This window comes from Mycobacterium sp. E1386 (assembly GCF_001672745.1).
Taxonomy (GTDB): domain Bacteria; phylum Actinomycetota; class Actinomycetes; order Mycobacteriales; family Mycobacteriaceae; genus Mycobacterium.
This window is the reverse complement of the sequence record NZ_LZKH01000217.1, coordinates 25,305-44,264: the sequence shown is the minus strand read 5'-3', so window position 1 is coordinate 44,264 and position 18,960 is coordinate 25,305. Positions and strand designations below refer to the sequence as shown.

The 18,960-nt window shown below is 70.0% G+C and carries 20 protein-coding genes and 1 pseudogene; 18 read left to right on the top strand and 3 right to left on the bottom strand.

Features of this window, described 5'->3' with window-relative positions; genetic code table 11:
* Positions 1 to 191 (bottom strand): annotated as a pseudogene (locus tag A5709_RS28215) (hypothetical protein); the annotation flags it as partial.
* A 91-nt stretch (positions 192 to 282) separates the two neighbouring features.
* Between A5709_RS28215 and A5709_RS22510 the strand changes: the two are divergent.
* Both A5709_RS22510 and A5709_RS22505 read left to right on the top strand, forming a co-directional pair.
* Positions 283 to 1,644, top strand: coding sequence for a replication-associated recombination protein A (locus A5709_RS22510; protein WP_067944694.1), 1,362 nt, complete (start codon positions 283 to 285; stop codon positions 1,642 to 1,644).
* Entirely contained in the window at positions 1,644 to 1,979 is a 336-nt protein-coding gene (locus A5709_RS22505; RefSeq protein ID WP_068122595.1) for a hypothetical protein, read from the top strand. The genes A5709_RS22510 and A5709_RS22505 overlap by 1 nt, the downstream gene beginning before the upstream one ends.
* An 80-nt stretch (positions 1,980 to 2,059) precedes the next feature.
* Here A5709_RS22505 and A5709_RS22500 read toward each other — a convergent pair whose 3' ends face one another.
* Positions 2,060 to 2,683 carry a hypothetical protein gene (locus A5709_RS22500; protein WP_068122593.1) on the bottom strand — a complete coding sequence of 208 codons (624 nt, stop codon included), beginning with the start codon at positions 2,681 to 2,683 and terminating at the stop codon, positions 2,060 to 2,062.
* A gap of 169 nt (positions 2,684 to 2,852) precedes the next feature.
* On the opposite strand from A5709_RS22500, the gene A5709_RS22495 reads away from it, so the two are divergent.
* The 10 genes from A5709_RS22495 to aroQ all read left to right on the top strand — a co-directional run bounded on the left by A5709_RS22495 (position 2,853) and on the right by aroQ (position 12,304).
* Positions 2,853 to 3,242 carry a secondary thiamine-phosphate synthase enzyme YjbQ gene (locus A5709_RS22495; RefSeq protein ID WP_197501127.1) on the top strand — a complete coding sequence of 130 codons (390 nt, stop codon included), beginning with the start codon at positions 2,853 to 2,855 and terminating at the stop codon, positions 3,240 to 3,242.
* Between the two features lie 83 nt (positions 3,243 to 3,325).
* Entirely contained in the window at positions 3,326 to 6,019 is a 2,694-nt protein-coding gene (alaS, locus tag A5709_RS22490) for an alanine--tRNA ligase (protein WP_068122588.1), read from the top strand.
* Positions 6,020 to 6,517 carry a Holliday junction resolvase RuvX gene (ruvX, locus tag A5709_RS22485; RefSeq protein ID WP_067944689.1) on the top strand — a complete coding sequence of 166 codons (498 nt, stop codon included), beginning with the start codon at positions 6,020 to 6,022 and terminating at the stop codon, positions 6,515 to 6,517.
* Entirely contained in the window at positions 6,510 to 7,751 is a 1,242-nt protein-coding gene (gene mltG, locus A5709_RS22480; protein WP_067944688.1) for an endolytic transglycosylase MltG, read from the top strand. Before ruvX ends, mltG begins: the two co-directional genes overlap by 8 nt.
* The gene (locus A5709_RS22475; RefSeq protein ID WP_197520217.1) at positions 7,738 to 8,556 is read left to right on the top strand and encodes a shikimate dehydrogenase; all 819 of its coding nucleotides are present in this window, start codon (positions 7,738 to 7,740) and stop codon (positions 8,554 to 8,556) included. The genes mltG and A5709_RS22475 overlap by 14 nt, the downstream gene beginning before the upstream one ends.
* A gap of 11 nt (positions 8,557 to 8,567) precedes the next feature.
* Positions 8,568 to 9,005, top strand: a complete 438-nt coding sequence (locus tag A5709_RS22470; RefSeq protein WP_067944686.1) for an A24 family peptidase — start codon at positions 8,568 to 8,570, stop codon at positions 9,003 to 9,005.
* Positions 9,006 to 9,037: 32 nt separating this feature from the next.
* Positions 9,038 to 10,243 (top strand): chorismate synthase, encoded by a 1,206-nt coding sequence (gene aroC / locus A5709_RS22465; protein WP_067944685.1) that lies wholly within the window; start codon positions 9,038 to 9,040, stop codon positions 10,241 to 10,243.
* Positions 10,243 to 10,779: a shikimate kinase gene (locus tag A5709_RS22460; RefSeq protein WP_067944684.1), complete on the top strand. Its 537-nt coding sequence runs from the start codon at positions 10,243 to 10,245 to the stop codon at positions 10,777 to 10,779. Before aroC ends, A5709_RS22460 begins: the two co-directional genes overlap by 1 nt.
* Positions 10,776 to 11,861: a 3-dehydroquinate synthase gene (gene aroB / locus A5709_RS22455; protein WP_067944683.1), complete on the top strand. Its 1,086-nt coding sequence runs from the start codon at positions 10,776 to 10,778 to the stop codon at positions 11,859 to 11,861. The genes A5709_RS22460 and aroB overlap by 4 nt, the downstream gene beginning before the upstream one ends.
* Positions 11,858 to 12,304 carry a type II 3-dehydroquinate dehydratase gene (gene aroQ / locus A5709_RS22450; protein WP_067944682.1) on the top strand — a complete coding sequence of 149 codons (447 nt, stop codon included), beginning with the start codon at positions 11,858 to 11,860 and terminating at the stop codon, positions 12,302 to 12,304. Before aroB ends, aroQ begins: the two co-directional genes overlap by 4 nt.
* On the opposite strand, the gene A5709_RS22445 is transcribed toward aroQ, so the two are convergent.
* Complete coding sequence (locus tag A5709_RS22445) at positions 12,301 to 13,014, bottom strand: B-4DMT family transporter (protein ID WP_197520216.1); 714 nt, start codon at positions 13,012 to 13,014, stop codon at positions 12,301 to 12,303. The two genes, aroQ and A5709_RS22445, sit on opposite strands and share 4 nt — an antisense overlap.
* 33 nt (positions 13,015 to 13,047) lie before the next feature.
* Between A5709_RS22445 and A5709_RS22440 the strand changes: the two genes are divergently transcribed.
* The 6 genes from A5709_RS22440 to A5709_RS22415 all read left to right on the top strand — a co-directional run bounded on the left by A5709_RS22440 (position 13,048) and on the right by A5709_RS22415 (position 18,932).
* Entirely contained in the window at positions 13,048 to 14,166 is a 1,119-nt protein-coding gene (locus A5709_RS22440; protein ID WP_067944680.1) for a Xaa-Pro peptidase family protein, read from the top strand.
* Between the two features lie 50 nt (positions 14,167 to 14,216).
* The gene (locus A5709_RS22435) at positions 14,217 to 14,438 is read left to right on the top strand and encodes a hypothetical protein (RefSeq protein ID WP_067944679.1); all 222 of its coding nucleotides are present in this window, start codon (positions 14,217 to 14,219) and stop codon (positions 14,436 to 14,438) included.
* Between the two features lie 116 nt (positions 14,439 to 14,554).
* Positions 14,555 to 15,118 (top strand): elongation factor P, encoded by a 564-nt coding sequence (gene efp / locus A5709_RS22430; protein ID WP_007171952.1) that lies wholly within the window; start codon positions 14,555 to 14,557, stop codon positions 15,116 to 15,118.
* Positions 15,115 to 15,612 (top strand): transcription antitermination factor NusB, encoded by a 498-nt coding sequence (gene nusB, locus A5709_RS22425; RefSeq protein WP_067944678.1) that lies wholly within the window; start codon positions 15,115 to 15,117, stop codon positions 15,610 to 15,612. Before efp ends, nusB begins: the two co-directional genes overlap by 4 nt.
* Positions 15,609 to 16,007 carry an antitermination protein NusB gene (locus A5709_RS22420; RefSeq protein ID WP_067944677.1) on the top strand — a complete coding sequence of 133 codons (399 nt, stop codon included), beginning with the start codon at positions 15,609 to 15,611 and terminating at the stop codon, positions 16,005 to 16,007. Before nusB ends, A5709_RS22420 begins: the two co-directional genes overlap by 4 nt.
* 78 nt (positions 16,008 to 16,085) lie before the next feature.
* Positions 16,086 to 18,932 (top strand): aminotransferase class I/II-fold pyridoxal phosphate-dependent enzyme, encoded by a 2,847-nt coding sequence (locus tag A5709_RS22415; protein WP_067944676.1) that lies wholly within the window; start codon positions 16,086 to 16,088, stop codon positions 18,930 to 18,932.
* Positions 18,933 to 18,960: the final 28 nt, after the last annotated feature.

Genomic DNA, 18,960 nt, shown 5'->3' with positions numbered 1-18,960 from the left:
CAACAGCTCGCCGGCGAGGGCCACATCCCGTTGGCGGCCACCCCGCAGCCGGCGTCGGCGGCGCCGATCAGCGGCGGGCCGTAATTGGGGGGCGGGGCGCCGTAATTCGGGGGCTGCGGGTAGCCCGGAGGGTTGTGCTCGCTGCCGTGGGGATCGGCCGGGGTGCCTGGATACTCGGGAGGCTGGCTCATGTCCGTCCTAGCTGTTGACTCAACCTGTGGGCACGCGCACACGGGAACTTAGCAAAGATGAGTGCCCGGCGCCCGGATTCGTTTTCGTGGTATGCCTGAAGCCGTGTCCGACGGTCTTTTTGACCTGCCCGGCGCGCCGCCGACAAGCGATCACGCCCTGGGCGTGTCGGCCGGTGCACCGCTGGCGGTGCGCATGCGGCCGGCCTCGCTGGACGAGGTGGTCGGCCAGGAGCACCTGCTGGCGCCCGGATCGCCGCTGCGCCGCCTGGTCGAGGGATCGGGCGTGGCGTCGGCCATCCTCTACGGCCCGCCCGGCAGTGGCAAGACGACGCTGGCCGCACTGATCTCCCAGGCCACCGGCCGCCGGTTCGAGGCGCTGTCGGCGCTGTCGGCCGGCGTCAAGGACGTGCGCGCCGTCATAGACACGGCACGGCACGCGCTCCTGCGCGGGGAGCAGACGGTGCTGTTCATCGACGAGGTGCACCGCTTCTCCAAGACCCAGCAGGACGCCCTGCTGTCCGCCGTGGAGAACCGGGTGGTGCTGCTGGTGGCGGCGACCACCGAGAACCCGTCGTTCTCGGTCGTCGCGCCGTTGCTGTCCCGGTCGCTGATCCTGCAGTTGCGCCCGCTGGGCGCCGACGACATCCGCACCGTGGTGCAGCGGGCGATCGACGACCCCCGCGGGCTCGACGGTCGGGTCGCGGTTTCGCCCGAGGCCGTCGACCTGCTGGTGCAGCTGGCCGCCGGCGACGCCCGCCGGGCGCTGACCGCGCTGGAGGTCGCGGCCGAATCGGCTCAGGCGGCAGGCGACTCCGTCAGCGTCGAGACCATCGAGCAGTCGCTGGACAAGGCCGCGGTGCGCTACGACCGCGACGGCGACCAGCACTACGACGTCATCAGCGCCTTCATCAAGTCGGTGCGCGGTTCCGACGTCGACGCGGCGCTGCACTACCTGGCCCGCATGCTCGTCGCGGGCGAGGACCCGCGGTTCCTCGCGCGCCGGCTGATGATCCTGGCCAGCGAGGACATCGGCATGGCCGATCCGAGCGCGCTGCAGATCGCGGTGGCGGCCGCCCAGACCGTGCAGCTGATCGGCATGCCCGAGGCGCAGCTGACGCTGGCGCACGCCACCATCCACCTGGCCACCGCGCCCAAGTCGAACTCCGTTACCACCGCGCTGGCGGCCGCGATGGACGACGTCAGGGCGGGCAAAGCCGGCCTGGTGCCGCCCCATCTGCGCGATGGGCACTATTCGGGCGCGGCAGCGCTGGGACACGCGCAGGGCTACCAGTACTCGCACAACGATCCCGACGGCGTCGTCGCCCAGCAGTATCCGCCGGACGAGCTGGTGGGCGTGGACTACTACCGGCCGACCGGCCGCGGCGGCGAGCGGGAGATGGCCGGGCGGCTGGAACGGTTGCGGGCGATCATCCGCAGGAAGCGGGGACGGTGATGAAAACCTTCACTGACGAGGAAATGGGCCGACTGCTGGCCACCACCAAGCCCTACAGCGTCGTCATCCTCAAGCAGGGGCCGCGCTTCGGCGAGGACACCACCCCGGGGACCGTCTGGGAGCACGGGCGCCGCAATTTCGGGCTGCGCGACGACGGCGTCATGCCGATCGTGTTGCCGGTCACCGACGGCTCCGACGTGTGCGGTGTCGCGGTGTTCGCGGCCACGGTGGACGACGCCGCCGCCATCATGGCCGACGACCCGGGTGTGGCGAGCGGCGTCTTCACCTTCGAAGTGCACCCCTGCCGCGGCTTCCCGGGCGACGCCCTGCCGTAGCGCGTCGAGCAAGCTGCGGGCCGCACACTCAGCGCTCGCTGTGCGGCTGGCCGCACACTCGGCGAAAGAGCCGACCCGCGCTAGACCAGCTCGGGCACCCGCAGGTGGGCGATCGCCAGCTCGAATTCGGCGACGTCAACGACCTCGGCGCCCAGCTCCCGCACCCGCCTGCTGCGCAGTTCGGTGGCGCGGTCGCGGTTGCGGGCCATGGCGTCCATCGAGTCGAACGTCGAGCAGGACACCGCCCGCCGGCACGCGGGATGGTCGACCAGCAGGCTGGCGCTGCAGAAGCCGTCGAGATCCTCCATCTCCGGCAGCACCGAGGACCGGTAGAAGTCCAGCGATCGGCTGAGCTGATCCGGCACCACCTTGAGCCAGGTGGCCCGCACGCATGCCCCCGGACGGGACGGATGGTCGCGGTGCAGCAAAGCGATGTCCCACTCCTCGACCCGCGCGCTCCCGTCGAACATCAGCGCGGCCTGATCGCGAATCGGCGCGACCCGTTCGGCGCTGGCGCGCATGGCGTCGATGCTGTCCCACGAGCTGGTGGCGATGCAGGTTCCGGACTGCCGGTCGACCAACAGCGACAGTCCGACACACCCGTCGATCTCCGTGAGGGCCGGCATGACGATGTCGCGAACGTGCGCGATGCCGATGTCTACCGATAAGGGTTGCGCCTGGATGGTGGTGGAGCGTGCGTACACGGCCGACCTCCTCAGTTGGGCTGGTACCAAGGGGCCCGGTGGGCCACCGGCCCCACCAGTTACCTTCCTCCTGCCCGTTGCGCGCCGCAATGCCTTGATGTGGTCGCGATCACAAACGATTGGCTGGTCGCAACAGGTGCGCCGTAGGCTGGTTCGGATGCATACCGATGTGCTCGACGTGGACACGACACGGCGCCGCATCGTCGATCTGACCGAGGCGGTACGGGGCTTCTGCTGGTCGCGGGGCGACGGCTTGTGCAACGTGTTCGTCCCGCACGCGACGGCGGGCGTCGCCATCATCGAGACCGGGGCCGGCTCCGACGACGACCTCGTCGACACGCTGGAGCGGCTGCTGCCGCGCGACGACCGCTACCGGCACTCGCATGGCTCCCCGGGCCACGGCGCCGACCACGTGATGCCGGCGCTGGTCGCGCCGTCGGTGACGGTGCCGGTCTCTGCCGGCGAGCCGATGCTGGGCACGTGGCAAAGCATCGTGCTGGTCGACCTGAACCGGGACAACCCGCACCGCTCGGTGCGGTTGAGCTTTCTGGAGGGTTAGCGGCCCGGTAGCCAGCTATTCCGGCGAATACGCTGGAATAGACGTCCACGCAGAAAAAGCAAACAGGAAGAAGCGGACCAGAAGTGCAGACACACGAGATCAGGAAGCGATTTCTTGATCACTTCGTGAAGGCGGGTCACACCGAGGTGCCCAGCGCATCGGTGATCCTCGACGACCCCAACCTGCTCTTCGTCAACGCCGGCATGGTCCAGTTCGTGCCGTACTTCCTGGGCGCGCGCACACCGCCGTACTCGACGGCCACCAGCATCCAGAAGTGCATCCGCACGCCCGACATCGACGAGGTCGGCATCACCACCCGGCACAACACCTTCTTCCAGATGGCCGGCAACTTCTCGTTCGGCGACTACTTCAAGCGCCGCGCCATCGAGCTGGCGTGGACCCTGCTGACCAATCCGGTGTCCGCGGGCGGCTACGGGCTGGATCCCGAAAGAATATGGACGACGGTCTATTTCGACGACGACGAGGCTGTGCAGCTGTGGCAGGAGATCGCCGGACTGCCGGCCGAGCGGATCCAGCGCCGCGGCATGGAAGACAACTACTGGTCCATGGGCATCCCCGGTCCGTGTGGCCCGTCGTCGGAGATCTACTACGACCGCGGCGAGGAGTTCGGCATCGGCGGCGGCCCGGTGACCAACGAAGACCGTTACATCGAGATCTGGAATCTCGTGTTCATGCAGAACGAACGCGGCGAGGGCACCGGCAAAACCGACTTCGAAATCCTGGGGCCGTTGCCGCGCAAGAACATTGACACCGGCATGGGCGTCGAGCGGGTCGCGTTCATCCTGCAGGGCGTGCACAACGTCTACGAGACCGATCTGCTGAGGCCCGTCATCGATGCCGTGGCCGCCCGCGCCCCGCGCGGGTACGACGCCGGCAACCACGAAGACGACGTGCGTTACCGGGTCATCGCCGACCACAGCCGCACCGCGGCGATCCTGATCGGCGACGGCGTCACTCCCGGCAACGACGGGCGCGGGTACGTGCTGCGCCGGCTGCTGCGCCGGGTGATCCGATCGGCCAAGCTGCTCGACATCGAAGGCCCGATCGTCGGCGAGCTGATGGCCACCGTGCGCGACGCGATGGGGCCGTCGTATCCCGAACTGGTCGCCGACTTCGACCGGATCAGGCGCATCGCCGTCGCCGAGGAGACCGCGTTCAACCGCACGCTGGCGGCCGGCTCGAAGCTGTTCGACGACGTGGCCGGCACCACGAAAGCGTCTGGTAAGAAAGCGATTTCCGGCTCCGACGCCTTTACGCTGCACGACACCTACGGGTTCCCGATCGAGCTGACCCTGGAGATGGCCTCCGAGGCCGGCCTGCAAGTCGACGAGATCGGCTTCCGGGAGCTGATGGCCGAACAGCGCCGCCGGGCGAAGGCGGACGCCGCCGCGCGCAAGCACGCGCACGCGGACCTGAGCGCCTACCGCGAGCTGGTCGACGCCGGCCCCACCGAATTCACCGGCTTCGACGAACTGGCTTCCGAGGCAAGGATTCTGGGTATCTTCGTCGACGGGAAGCGGGTACCGGTGGTCACCCACGGCACCGATGGCTCCCATCAGGTCGAACTCGTGCTGGACCGCACCCCGCTCTACGCCGAATCCGGCGGGCAGATCGCCGACGAGGGCACCATCAGCGGGACGGGAGCCTCAGAGTGCGCCCGGGCGGCGGTCACCGACGTGCAGAAGATCGCCAAAACCCTTTGGGTGCACCGGGTCAACGTCGAATCCGGCGAATTCGTGGAGGGCGACACCGTCGTCGCGGCGGTCGACCCGGAATGGCGCCGTGGCGCCACCCAGGGGCACTCGGGCACCCACATGGTGCACGCCGCGCTGCGACAAGTGCTGGGCCCCAACGCCGTTCAGGCCGGGTCGCTGAACCGCCCGGGTTACCTGCGCTTCGACTTCAACTGGCAGGGTTCGCTGTCCGACGAGCAGCGCACCCAGATCGAAGAGGTCACCAACGAGGCCGTCCAGGCCGACTTCGAGGTGCACACCTTCACCGAGCAACTCGAGAAGGCCAAGGCCATGGGGGCGGTCGCGCTGTTCGGCGAGAGCTACCCGGAACAGGTGCGGGTGGTGGAGATCGGCGGCCCGTTCTCGCTGGAACTCTGCGGTGGGACCCACGTGCACAACTCGGCGCAGATCGGGCCGGTGACCATCCTGGGCGAATCGTCGGTCGGTTCCGGGGTCCGCCGGGTCGAGGCCTACGTCGGGCTGGACTCGTTCCGCCACCTGGCCAAGGAGCGCGCCCTGATGGCGGGGCTGGCGTCGTCGCTGAAGGTGCCGTCCGACGAGGTGCCCGCGCGGGTGGCCGGCCTGGTGGAGCGGCTCAAGGCCGCTGAGAAGGAGCTCGAACGCGCGCGGCTGGCCGGGGCGCGCGCCGCCGCGACCAACGCCGCGGCCGGCGCGGAGCGTATCGGTAACGTCCGTGTGGTGGCGCAACGGATGTCCGCGGGGATGACGGCGGGCGACCTGCGTTCCCTGGTGGGCGACATCCGCGGCAAGCTGGGCAGCGACCCCGCCGTGGTGGCGCTGATCGCGGAGGGCGAGGGCGGCACCGTGCCGTACGCGATCGCCGCCAACCCGGCCGCCCAAGAGCTCGGCATCCGCGCCAACGACCTGATCAAGCAGCTGGCCGCGACCGTCGACGGCCGCGGCGGGGGCAAGCCCGATCTGGCGCAGGGTTCCGGAAAGGACCCGACCCGCATCGACGCCGCGCTCGAGGCCGTCCGCTCTGAGATAGCGCGGGTCGGCTGAGTGGTTTCCACAGAGCATCGCTTGCCCGACCGGCCCGGCGACCCTGGCCGGGGACGGCGTCTCGGCATCGACGTCGGCAGCGTGCGCATCGGCGTCGCCTGCAGCGACCCCGACGGCATCCTGGCCACCCCGGTGGAAACCGTGCGCCGCGACCGCTCCGGCAAACACGTGCGGCGGCTGGCCGAGCTGGCCGCGGAGCTCGGGGTGGTTGAGGTGGTCGTCGGGCTGCCGCGGACACTGGCCGACCGCACCGGCCCGTCGGCGGTCGACGCGATGGAGCTGGCCGGCGAACTGGCCCGGCGCATCGCCCCCATACCGGTGCGGCTGACCGACGAGCGCCTGACCACCGTCAGCGCGCAGCGATCGCTGCGCGCGGCCGGCGTCCGCGCCAGGGAGCAGCGGGCAGTGATCGACCAGGCGGCCGCGGTGGCCATCCTGCAGAGCTGGCTCGACCAACGCCGAGCCACCCTGACCGCGGGGGAGTCCACCGATGGTTGACAGCGCACGGCGTGAACGGGCCGAACCCGAAGCGGTCGGCCCGTCGCGCAAAGGCGGCCGCGTGGCCCGCAATCGGGCCGAGCGGGGGCGCCGCCGGCGGCGGCTCGCCGGCACGATCGTGGTCGCGGTCGTCGCCGTCGTCGTGCTGGTCGGGGTTTTCGTCGGCGCCAAGCTGTGGCACACGATGTTCGGGGCCGACGACGACTACACCGGAAACGGCAAGCGCGACATCGTGATTCAGATCAAGGACGGCGACTCGACCACCATGGTCGGGGAGACGCTGCAGCACGAGCAGGTGACCAAGACGGTCCGGGCATTCGTCAACGCCGCGCACGGCAACACCAAGATCTCGTCGATCCAGCCCGGTTTCTACCGGATGCGCACCGAGATCCCTGCGGCCAACGCCGTCGAGCGGCTGGCCGACCCCAACAGCCGGGTGGGCCGGCTGGTCATCCCGGAGGGCCGCCAACTCGACGACACCACCGACATGAAGACCAACAAGGTGACACCGGGCATCCTGACGCTGATCTCCCGCGCCACCTGCGTCACCCTGGACGGCAACCAGCACTGCGTCGCGGTGGAGGAGCTGCGGGCGGCGGCGACCAACAGCACACCCGCCGCGCTGGCGGTGCCGCCGTGGGCGCTCGAGCCGTTCACCGAGCTCGGCAAGGATCATCGCCGGATCGAGGGGCTGATCGCGCCGGGAACCTTCAACGTCGACCCCTCCACGTCGGCCGAGACGATCCTGTCCGGGCTGATCAGCACCGGCGCCGTGGAATACATGAAGTCGGGGTTGGTGGACACCGCCCAGGCCATGGGCCTGTCGCCCTACGACATCCTGGTGGTGGCGTCGCTGGTGGAGCAGGAATCCAAGTCGCAGGACTTCGCGAAGGTCGCGCAGGTCATCTACAACCGCCTGCACGCACACCACACGCTGGAATTCGACTCGACGGTCAACTATCCGCTGGACCGCCGGGAAGTGGCCACCACCGATGCCGACCGGGCCCAGAAGACGCCGTGGAACACCTACGTGTCGCAGGGGTTGCCGGCGACCGCGATCTGTTCGCCCGGGGTCGACGCCCTGCACGCCGCCGAGCATCCCGAGCCCGGTGACTGGTTGTACTTCGTCACCATCGATGCCCAGGGAACGACGCTGTTCACCAAGGATTATCAGCAGCATCTGGCCAACATCGAGCTGGCTAAGCGCAACGGTGTCCTCGATAGCGCGCGCTGACGGCGCACCCCGAAAAGCGGCGGTGCTCGGCAAGCCGATCGCCCACTCGAAGTCCCCGCAACTGCACCTGGCCGCCTACCGGGCGCTGGGGCTGCACGACTGGACCTACGAGCGCATCGAGTGCGACGCCGGGCAGCTGCCCGCGGTGGTGGGCGGGTTCGGGCCCGAGTGGGTCGGGGTGTCGGTGACCATGCCGGGCAAATTCGCCGCGTTGCGGTTCGCCGACGAGCGCACCGAACGCGCCGAGCGGGTGGGGTCGGCCAACACGCTCGTCCGCACGTCGGCGGGCTGGCGGGCCGACAACACCGACATCGACGGCGTAGCGGGGGCGCTGGCGTCAGAAGTGGAAGCGGCCGGGCCTGCGCTGGTGTGCGGGTCGGGTGGGACCGCGCCGGCGGCCGTGCTGGGGCTGGCCCAGCTGGGTGTCACCGCCATCACCGTCGTCGCGCGCGATCCGGATAAGGCTGCCCGGCTGGTGGATCTCGGCACGGGAATCGGGGTGCGGACGCGGTTCGTGGGGCTGGACAGCGACGAGCTGCCCGCCGCGGTGGCCGGCGCGGGGGTGCTGGTCAGCACGATCCCCGCGGAGGTCGGGGCGCGGTATGCGGACATCTTCGCGGCCATCCCGGTGCTGTTGGACGCCGTCTACGACCCGTGGCCCACGCCGCTGGCCGCCGCGGTGGCCGCCGCCGGCGGCCGCGTGATCAGCGGCCTGCAGATGCTGCTGCATCAGGCCTTCACCCAGGTCGAGCTATTCACAGGCCTGCCGGCGCCGCGAGAGGCCATGGCCGCCGCCTTGGGCTAGCGTCCCGCGGCATGGGGGTGACGGCGGCGGTCGCGGTGCTGGTCTGGCTGGCGGTGTTGAGCGGTTACGACATCCGCGAGCGCCGGTTGCCCAACCTGCTGACGCTGCCCGGGGCGGCGATGATCCTGCTGGCGGCCGCCGTGGCCGGGCGCGGCTGGCCCGCCGTCGCGGGGGCGACGGCGTTGACCGCGGTCTATCTGCTGGTGCACTCCCTGGCCCCGGCGGGAATGGGAGCGGGAGACGTCAAGCTCGCGATCGGCCTGGGCGCGCTGGCCGGCTGCTTCGGCGCCGGGGTGTGGTTCTTGGCGGCGCTCGCGGCGCCGCTGCTGACCGTGTCGTGGGGCCTGCTCGGCCGGCTTCTCGGCCGCGCGTGCTCCGCGCGTGTGCCGCACGGCCCGTCGATGTGCGCGGCCACCGCCGCCGCAATCGGCCTGGCCCTCGGGATTTAAGCCCGCCCGGGCGCACATGGGAAGATGATCGGGTGTTGCGTTGGATCACCGCCGGGGAGTCGCATGGTCGTGCGTTGGTGGCCATGCTCGAGGGCATGGTCGCCGGCGTCGAGGTCAACTCGACCGATATCGGCGACCAGTTGGCCCGCCGGCGGCTCGGTTACGGCCGCGGCGCGCGGATGAAGTTCGAGCGCGACGCGGTGACCGTGCTGTCCGGGGTGCGCCACGGCATCACGCTGGGCGGCCCCATCGCCATCGAGATCGGCAACACCGAGTGGCCCAAGTGGGAGACCGTGATGGCCGCCGACCCGGTCGACCCGGCGGAACTGGCCAATGTCGCGCGCAACGAACCGCTCACCCGGCCGCGGCCCGGCCACGCCGATTACGCGGGCATGCTCAAGTACGGCTTCGACGACGCCCGGCCCGTGCTGGAGCGGGCCAGCGCCCGGGAAACCGCCGCCCGCGTCGCGGTCGGCACCGTCGCGCGGTCCTTCCTGCGCCAGGCGCTGGGTGTCGAGGTGCTTTCGCACGTGATCGCGATCGGTCCGTCGGCGCCCTACGACGGCCCGCCGCCGCGCCCGGAGGACCTGCCCGCGATCGACGACAGCCCGGTGCGCGCCTTCGACAAGGGCGCCGAAGAAGCGATGATCGCCGAGATCGAGGCGGCCAAGAAGGACGGCGACACCCTTGGCGGCGTGGTCGAGGTGGTGGCCGTGGGCCTGCCGGTCGGGCTGGGTTCGTTCACCAGCGGCGACAACCGGCTCGACAGCCAGCTCGCCGCCGCGGTGATGGGCATCCAGGCCATCAAGGGCGTGGAGATCGGCGACGGCTTCGAAACGGCCCGCCGCCGCGGCAGCCGCGCCCACGACGAGATGTATCCCGGACCCGACGGCGTGGTCCGCTCGACCAACCGCGCGGGCGGGCTGGAGGGCGGCATGACCAACGGGCAGCCGCTGCGGGTGCGCGCCGCGATGAAGCCCATCTCCACCGTGCCGCGGGCGCTGGCCACCGTCGACATGGTGACCGGCGACGAGGCCGTCGCCATCCACCAGCGCTCGGACGTGTGCGCGGTCCCGGCCGCCGGCGTCGTCGTCGAGGCCATGGTGGCGCTGGTGCTGGCCCGGGCGGCGCTGGAGAAGTTCGGCGGCGATTCGCTCACCGAAACCCGCCGCAACATCGAGGCGTATCGGCGCGCGGTCGCCGACCGGGAAGCGCCGGCCGCCCGGGGTACCGCCTGATGGCGCCCAGGGCGGTACTCGTCGGGTTGCCGGGATCGGGCAAGTCCACGATCGGGCGGCGCCTGGCCAAGGCGCTGGGCGTCGGGTTCCTGGACACCGATGCGGCGATCGAGCAGCAGACCGGGCGCAGCATCGCCGACATCTTCGCCACGGACGGAGAGCAGGAGTTCCGCCGCATCGAGGAGGGCGCGGTGCGCGCCGCGTTGGCCGACCATGACGGCGTGTTGTCGCTCGGCGGTGGGGCCGTCACCAGCCCGGGGGTCTGCGCGGCGCTCGCCGGCCATACCGTCATCTACTTGGAGATCGGCGCCAACGAGGGCGTGCGGCGCACCGGCGGCAGCGCCGTGCGGCCGCTGCTCGCCGGCCCGGACCGCGCCGAGAAATACAAAGCGCTGATGGCCGAGCGGGTCCCGCTCTACCGGCGCGTTTCGACGATCCGCGTCGACACCAATCGCCGCAATCCCGGGGCGGTCGTGCGCTACATCGTGTCCCGGCTGCAGACCCCGGACAACGCCCACGCGGAGGCGGCGACATGACCCACACCGTGCAGGTGGCCGTCGACCCGCCGTACCCGGTAATCATCGGGACCGACCTGGGCGACCAGCTGGTCGAACTGCTCTGCGACCGGCACCGGGTGGCCGTCGTGCACCAACCGGCGCTCGCGCAAACCGCAGAAGCGATCCGAAGCCGCTTGGCGGACAAGGGCGTCGACGCGCACCGCATCGAAATCCCCGACGCCGAGGCCGGAAAGGACCTACCGGTCGTCGGATTCCTCTGGGAAGTCCTGGGCCGCATCGGGATTGACCGCAAAGACGCGTTGGTCAGCCTCGGCGGCGGCGCCGCCACCGACGTCGCCGGGTTCGCGGCGGCCACCTGGCTGCGCGGCGTCGACATCGTCCACATTCCCACCACGCTGCTCGGCATGGTCGACGCGGCCGTCGGCGGCAAGACGGGCATCAACACCGACGCGGGCAAGAACCTGGTGGGCGCGTTCCATCAGCCGCTGGCGGTGCTGGTCGACCTGGCGACCCTGGAAACGTTGCCGCACAACGAACTCGTCGCGGGGATGGCCGAGGTGGTCAAGGCCGGCTTCATCGCCGACCCGGTGATCCTCGATCTCATCGAGGCCGACCCGCAGGCCGCCGTCGACCCCACCGGCGACGTGCTTCCGGAGCTGATCCGGCGCTCGATCGCCGTCAAGGCGCAGGTCGTCGCCGCCGACGAGAAGGAGTCGGAGCTGCGCGAAATCCTGAACTATGGCCACACATTGGCGCATGCGATCGAGCGCCGGGAGCGCTACGAGTGGCGCCACGGCGCCGCGGTGTCGGTGGGCCTGGTGTTCGCCGCGGAGCTGGCCAGGCTGGCCGGCCGGCTCGACGACGCGACCGCGCAGCGCCACCGCACCGTCCTGTCGGCGCTCGGCCTGCCGGTCGGCTACGACCCCGACGCGTTGCCGCAACTCCTGGAATACATGGCCCAGGACAAGAAGTCGCGCGCCGGGGTGCTGAGGTTCGTGGTGCTCGACGGGCTGGCCAAGCCGGGGCGGCTGGCCGGTCCCGACCCGTCGTTGCTGGCGGCGGCTTACGCGGGGCTGTCCGACGAAGGGGACGCCCGATGACCGGCAACGTCACCGTGCAAGTCATCAACGGCCCGAACCTGGGCCGGCTGGGCCGCCGCGAGCCCGAGGTGTACGGGGACACCACGCACGATCAACTCGCCGCGCTGATCGAGCGGGAGGCCGCCGCGCTCGGCCTGAAAGCCGTTGTGCGCCAGAGCGACAACGAAGCGCAACTGCTGGACTGGATTCATTCGGCCGCCGACGCGGGCGAACCGGTGATCCTCAACGCCGGCGGGCTGACCCACACCTCGGTCGCGCTGCGCGACGCGTGCGCCGAGTTGCGCGCGCCCCTGATCGAGGTGCACATCTCCAACGTGCATGCCCGCGAAGACTTTCGGCGCCACTCGTACCTCAGCCCGGTCGCGACCGGGGTAATCGTCGGGCTGGGAATCCAGGGCTACCTGCTCGCCCTGCGCTACCTGGCGGAAGCCGCCACGGGTTAGCCCTTGCCGGGCTCGTGGCCGGGCGTGGTCGGCTCGTCGCCGGCCTTGCGGATCACCTCGGTTTTGGGCTCGGACTCGCTCTTGGCGATCGTCTCGGTCGGTGCCTCGCGTTCGGTGGTGCCCATCGTTTCGGTCGGGGCGTCCCGCTCGGCCGTGGCGACCGCCGCGGTCCGCTCCTCGTGCTGCGCTCCAGCCGTGGGGATCTCCCCGGTCGGCGCGTCGTCAGCGCGCACCGCGGAGAACACATCCGTGTCGGCCCGCTCCTCGTCCGTTCCCGGCCTGCGGGGCGGCGGATTGCGGTCGACGCGCCAGCGGCCGATGGTGACGCCGATGATCCCGGGCAGGAACACGCACAGGGCGGTGAACGCCGCGAACGTGGTCAACTCGTTGATCAGGCCGCCGGTGTAGAGGCCGTTGTACACCAGCGCGATGAGCCAGGACACGGCTCCGGACAGGACGCCGGCCACCAGGCCGGCCAGCAGCCAGGTCATCGCCAGGTCGCCCCGCCGGTCCGGGTCGGGGTTCGCTTTCGCGTCGGCCCGGCCGTCGAGCACCCCCCACACGGCTACGCCGATGATGAACAAAAGCAGCAGCACCACGCTAAAAAGCCCGGCCTGCGTCTGCCACGCGTTTATCAACGCGCCTTGGAACAAGCGAACGATTACCATCGCCGCGGCGTAGACCAATCCGCGCAGCATCCAGGACCTCATGGGCAATCAGCGTAGCGAGTACCGTCAAGGGTCGTGACACATTCTCAGCGCCGGGACAACCTGAAGGCGCAAATCCGGGCCGGTGGACTCGACGCGATGCTGGTCAGCGACCTGAACAACGTGCGCTACCTGTCCGGTTTCACCGGATCGAACGGCGCGTTGCTGGTTTTCGCCGACGACCGCGGCCCGGTACTGGCCACCGACGGCCGGTATCGCACCCAGGCCGCGGAGCAGGCGCCGGGGATCGAGATCGCCATCGAACGCGCCCTCGGGCGCCACCTGGTCGGCCGGGCCGCCGACGACGGCGTCGGGAAGCTGGGCTTCGAGAGCAACGTGGTCACCGTCGACGCCTTCGACGTCCTGACCAGCGAACTCGGCGAACGCAAGGCCGCCACCGAGCTGGTGCGGGCCGCCGGGACCGTCGAGGCGCTGCGCGAGGTCAAAGACGACGGCGAGGTGGCGCTGCTGCGGCTGGCCTGCGAGGCGGCCGACGCCGCCCTCGCCGAGCTGGTGGAGCGCGGCGGCCTGCGGCCCGGACGAACCGAACGCGAGGTGAGCCGCGAGCTCGAGGCGCTGATGCTCGACCACGGCGCCGACGCGATCTCGTTCGAGACCATCGTCGCCGCCGGGCCGAATTCGGCGATCCCGCATCACCGCCCCACCGACGCCGCGCTCGCGGCCGGGGATTTCGTCAAGATCGACTTCGGCGCGCTGGTGGCCGGCTATCACTCCGACATGACCCGCACCTTCGTGCTCGGCAAGGCCGCCGACTGGCAGCGGGAGATCTACCAGCTGGTCGCCGACGCCCAGCGGGCCGGGCGGGAGGCGTTGCGGGCGGGCGCCAACCTGCGCGACGTCGACGGCGCGGCGCGCCAGCTCATCGTCGACGCGGGCTACGGCGAGCAGTTCGGCCACGGGCTGGGGCACGGAGTGGGGTTGCAGATCCACGAGGCGCCGGGGATCGGGGCCACGTCGACCGGCACGCTGCTGGCCGGCTCGGTGGTGACCGTCGAGCCGGGCGTCTACCTGCCGGGTCGCGGCGGCGTGCGCATCGAGGACACCCTGGTCGTGCCCGGCGAGGCGGCGGCGACCCGCGGGCAGGCGCCGGAGTTGCTCACCCGGTTTCCCAAGGAGTTGGCGGTTCTCGCCTAGACGAACCGCGCGGTTCAGTCGGCCGGGCCGCCGGGGTAAAGTCGGGTGGCGTGAATGGGGTGGAGCCAATCGAACGTGGGCTGGCGCGCCTACGGGATTTTCGGTGGGAGCTGGACGCGCAACCCCTGCGGGAGCTGCGGCTGGAGATCGACATCGTGTATATCCCCATCCCGGTGCCGTTTTCCGGCGGGAAAAAGCTCAACGTCCCCTTCTTGACGATGATCAAGCCCCTGCGGCCCGCGCCGAGCGAGCCGGCCGAGACCGGCCCTTAACGCGGAGCTTCCCGCCACCCGACGCGCGGGCGTCGGCCGCGCCGCGCTTTAGACTGACCGACAAATTGCAGACAGGTCGCGACCGACTGTCCATCCTCTAGGAGATACACCGAACCGTGGCAAGCACCGCCGATTTCAAGAACGGACTGGTGCTGGTGATCGACGGCCAGCTCTGGCAGATCGTCGAGTTCCAGCACGTCAAACCGGGCAAGGGCCCGGCTTTCGTGCGCACCAAGCTGAAGAACGTGCTTTCCGGCAAGGTCGTCGACAAGACGTACAACGCCGGCGTGAAGGTGGAGACGGCCACCGTCGACCGGCGCGACACCACCTACCTGTACCGCGACGGCTCAGACTTCGTATTCATGGACAGCCAGGACTACGAGCAGCACCCGCTGCCGGAGTCGCTGGTCGGCGACGCCGCCCGGTTCCTGCTCGAGGGGCTGCCGGTGCAGGTCGCGTTCCACAACGGGGCCCCGCTGTACATCGAGCTGCCGGTGTCGGTCGAGATGGAGGTCACCCACACCGAACCGGGCCTGCAGGGCGACCGGTCCAGCGCCGGCACGAAGCCCGCCACCGTGGAGACGGGGGCGGAGATCCAGGTGCCGCTGTTCATCAACACCGGCGACAAGCTGAAGGTGGACACGCGCGACGGCAGCTATTTGGGGCGCGTCAACGCGTGAGCAGGCCCGTCAGGGGGCGCCATCAGGCCCGCAAGCGTGCCGTCGACCTGTTGTTCGAGGCGGAGGCCCGCGGGATGGGGCCGGCCGAGGTCGTCGACGGGCGCGCCACGCTGGCCGCGGCGAACTCGGAGGTGGCGCCGCTGCAGCCGTACACGGTCGCGGCCGCCCGCGGTGTCGGCGAGCACGCCGCCCACATCGACGACCTGATCAGCTCGCACCTGCAGGGCTGGACGCTGGACCGGCTGCCCGCCGTCGATCGCGCCATCCTGCGGGTCGCGGTGTGGGAGCTGCTCTACGCCGACGACGTCCCGGAGCCGGTAGCCGTGGACGAGGCCGTGCAGCTGGCCAAGGAGCTGTCCACCGACGACTCGCCGGCCTTCGTCAACGGCGTGCTGGGCCAGGTCATGCTGGTGACGCCGCAGATCCGGGCGGCCGCGGCGGCGGTTCGTTCGAGTGCGGCCGGCGCGCCGGAAACCGAGGAACGCCAGGCGTGACGCGGCTGGAGCTGCGCGCCGTCGTCGCGGGGTTGCTCGCCGCGACGGTGGTGCTCGGTGCGGTGGTCTGCGCCGCCTTCGGCTGGACAATCGTCGCGTCGGCGCTGTCGATCTACGCGCTCGCGGTGGGCGCCTGGTTGTATCACTGCGTCGAGCGGCTGATCGTGGCCCGCCGCATCAGCACGGTCCGCACCGCCGCGCGGCCGCTGCAGCCGCTGCTGCCCGTGATGGCCGCGATCATGGGACTCACGCAGTCCGTGGTGCGATCGCTGTCCGACGTCACCGAGTTGCCGGCCCGCCGCTGGGAACTTCCGGTCCTACGCTGGGTGGACAGCACGCGGGCGAACCGGCGCATCCTGGACGCCGAAGAGGGTGACGACGAGCTGAACAGCTGAGGAGAGCTCACGCGAAACGATCACGTGGGCAGCGCGGCGGGGTGAGAATACAAGTCGCTCAGAAGAACAGGTGAGGTCATGACTCGATACACCACCCAGCCGCGACGACTCCGCGTCTCCGCGCTGGCGGCGGTGGCCAACCCGTCCTACGCCCGCGTCGACACGTGGAATCTGCTCGACGACGCGTGCCGCCACCTCGCCGAGGTCGACCTGGCCGGGCTCGACAAGACCCACGACGTGGCCCGGGTGAAACGCCTGATGGACCGCATCGCCGCCTACGAGCGGTACTGGCTGTACCCCGGCGCGGCCAACCTGGCGACCTTCCGCGCGCACCTCGAGAGCCTGTCCACGGTGCGGCTCACCGAAGAGGTTTCCATGGCGGTCCGGCTGCTGAGCGAATACGGCGACCGCGCAGGGCTTTTCGACACCTCGGCGCCGCTTGCCGACCAGGAGCTGGTGGCCCAGGCCAAACAGCAGCAGTTCTACACCGTCCTGCTCGCCGACGACGCGCCCGCGACAGCCCCGGACTGCCTGGCCGAATGCCTGCGGGACCTGCGAAACCCGTCCGACGATGTGCAGTTCGAGATCCTGGTGGTGCCCAGCGTCGAAGACGCCATTACCGCGGTCGCCCTCAACGGCGAGATCCAGGCCGCGATCATCCGCGACGACCTGCCGCTGCGGTCCCGGGACCGGCTGCCGCTGATGAACACCCTGCTGGGGCCCAACGAGGACGCGGGTGACGTCATTCCCGACCGCGCCAACGACTGGGTGGAGTGCGGCGAGTGGATCCGCGAGTTGCGGCCCCACATCGACCTGTATCTGCTCACCGACGAGTCCATCGCGGCGGGCGATGACACCGAGCCCGACGTGTACGACCGGACGTTCTACCGGCTCAACGACGTCACCGACCTGCACAGCACCGTTCTCGCCGGGCTTCGAAACCGTTACGCCACACCGTTTTTCGATGCGCTGCGGGCGTACGCGGCGGCACCGGTCGGCCAATTCCACGCGCTGCCGGTCGCGCGCGGCGCCAGCATCTTCAACTCGAAGTCGTTGCAGGACATGGGCGAGTTCTACGGCCGCAACATCTTCATGGCCGAGACCTCGACCACCTCCGGTGGCCTGGACTCGCTGCTCGACCCGCACGGCAACATCAAGAAGGCGATGGACAAGGCCGCGCACACGTGGAATTCCGACCACACGTATTTCGTCACCAACGGGACGTCGACCGCCAACAAGATCGTCGTCCAGTCCCTGACCCGGCCGGGCGACATCGTGCTGATCGACCGCAACTGCCATAAGTCGCATCACTACGGGCTGGTGCTGGCCGGCGCGTACCCGCTGTACCTGGACGCTTATCCGTTGCCGCAGTTCGCGATTTACGGGGCGGTGTCGCTGCGCACGATCAAGCAGACGCTGCTGGATCTGGAGGCGGCCGGTCAGCTGGACCGGGTGCGCATGCTGCTGCTGACCAACTGCACCTTCGACGGCGTGGTCTACAACCCGCTGCAGGTCATGCTGGAGGTGCTGGCCATCAAGCCGGACATCTGCTTCCTGTGGGACGAGGCGTGGTACGCGTTCGCCACGGCCGTGCCCTGGGCCCGGCAGCGGACGGCGATGGTGTCGGCCGAGCGCGTCGAGCAGATGCTGGCATCGCCGGAATACGCTGCCGAATACCGGGATTGGGCGGCATCGATGGAGGGTGTCGATCGGTCGGAGTGGGTCGACCGCCCGCTGTTGCCCGACCCCGCCCGCGCGCGGGTCCGCGTGTACGCCACACATTCGACGCACAAGTCGCTGTCGGCGCTGCGGCAGGCGTCGATGATCCACGTCCGCGACCAGGATTTCAACGCGCTGGCCCGCGACGCCTTCGGTGAGGCGTTCCTGACGCACACCTCCACCTCACCGAACCAGCAACTCCTGGCCTCGCTGGACCTGGCGCGCCGGCAGGTCGACATCGAGGGCTTCCAGCTGGTCCGGCAGACCTACGACATGGCGTTGGTATTCCGCCACCGGGTGCGCCGAGACCGGTTGATCAGCAAGTGGTTCCGCATCCTCGACGAGTCCGATCTGGTGCCCGAGGAGTTCCGGGCATCCTCGGTGAGTTCCTACCGCGAGGTTCGGCAGGGGGCGCTGGCCGAGTGGAACGAGGCGTGGCGGTCCGACCAGTTCGTGCTGGACGCGACGCGGGTGACCTTGTTCGTCGGCAAGACGGGGATGAACGGATACGACTTCCGCGAGAAGATCCTGATGGACCGATTCGGCATCCAGATCAACAAGACGTCGATCAACAGCGTGCTGTTGATCTTCACCATCGGTGTGACGTGGTCGAGCGTGCATTATCTGCTTGACGTATTGCGCAGGGTGGCAATCGATTTCGACCGCGCCGAGAACGCCGCCAGCGTCGCCGACCGGGCGTTACAGGAGCGCCACGTCGAGGAGATCACGCAGGACCTGCCGCACCTGCCCGACTTCAGCGAGTTCGACGTGGCCTTCCGGCCGGTGGACGCGTGCATTTTCGGCGACATGCGGTCGGCCTTCTACGCCGGCTACGAGGAGTCCGATCGCGAGCACGTGCTGATCGGCATGGCGGGCCGGCGGTTGGCGGAGGGAAAGACGCTGGTGTCCACCACGTTCGTGGTGCCCTACCCGCCGGGCTTCCCGGTGTTGGTCCCCGGTCAGGTGGTGTCCAAGGAGATCATCTACTTCCTGGCCCAGCTCGACGTGAAGGAGATCCACGGCTACAACCCCGACCTGGGGCTGTCGGTGTTCACCGAGGCGGCGCTGGCGCGGATGGAGGCCCAGCGGAACGCGGCGCTGGCGGCCGTCGGTACCGCGTATCCCTCGTTCGAGTTGCCGTCCGATGCCTCGGGCATGAACGGCAACGGCGACCGCGCCGCGCGAGCCGTCAGCGAAGGCGCCTGAGGCTAGGGACGCGGCGGGGCAGGCGTTT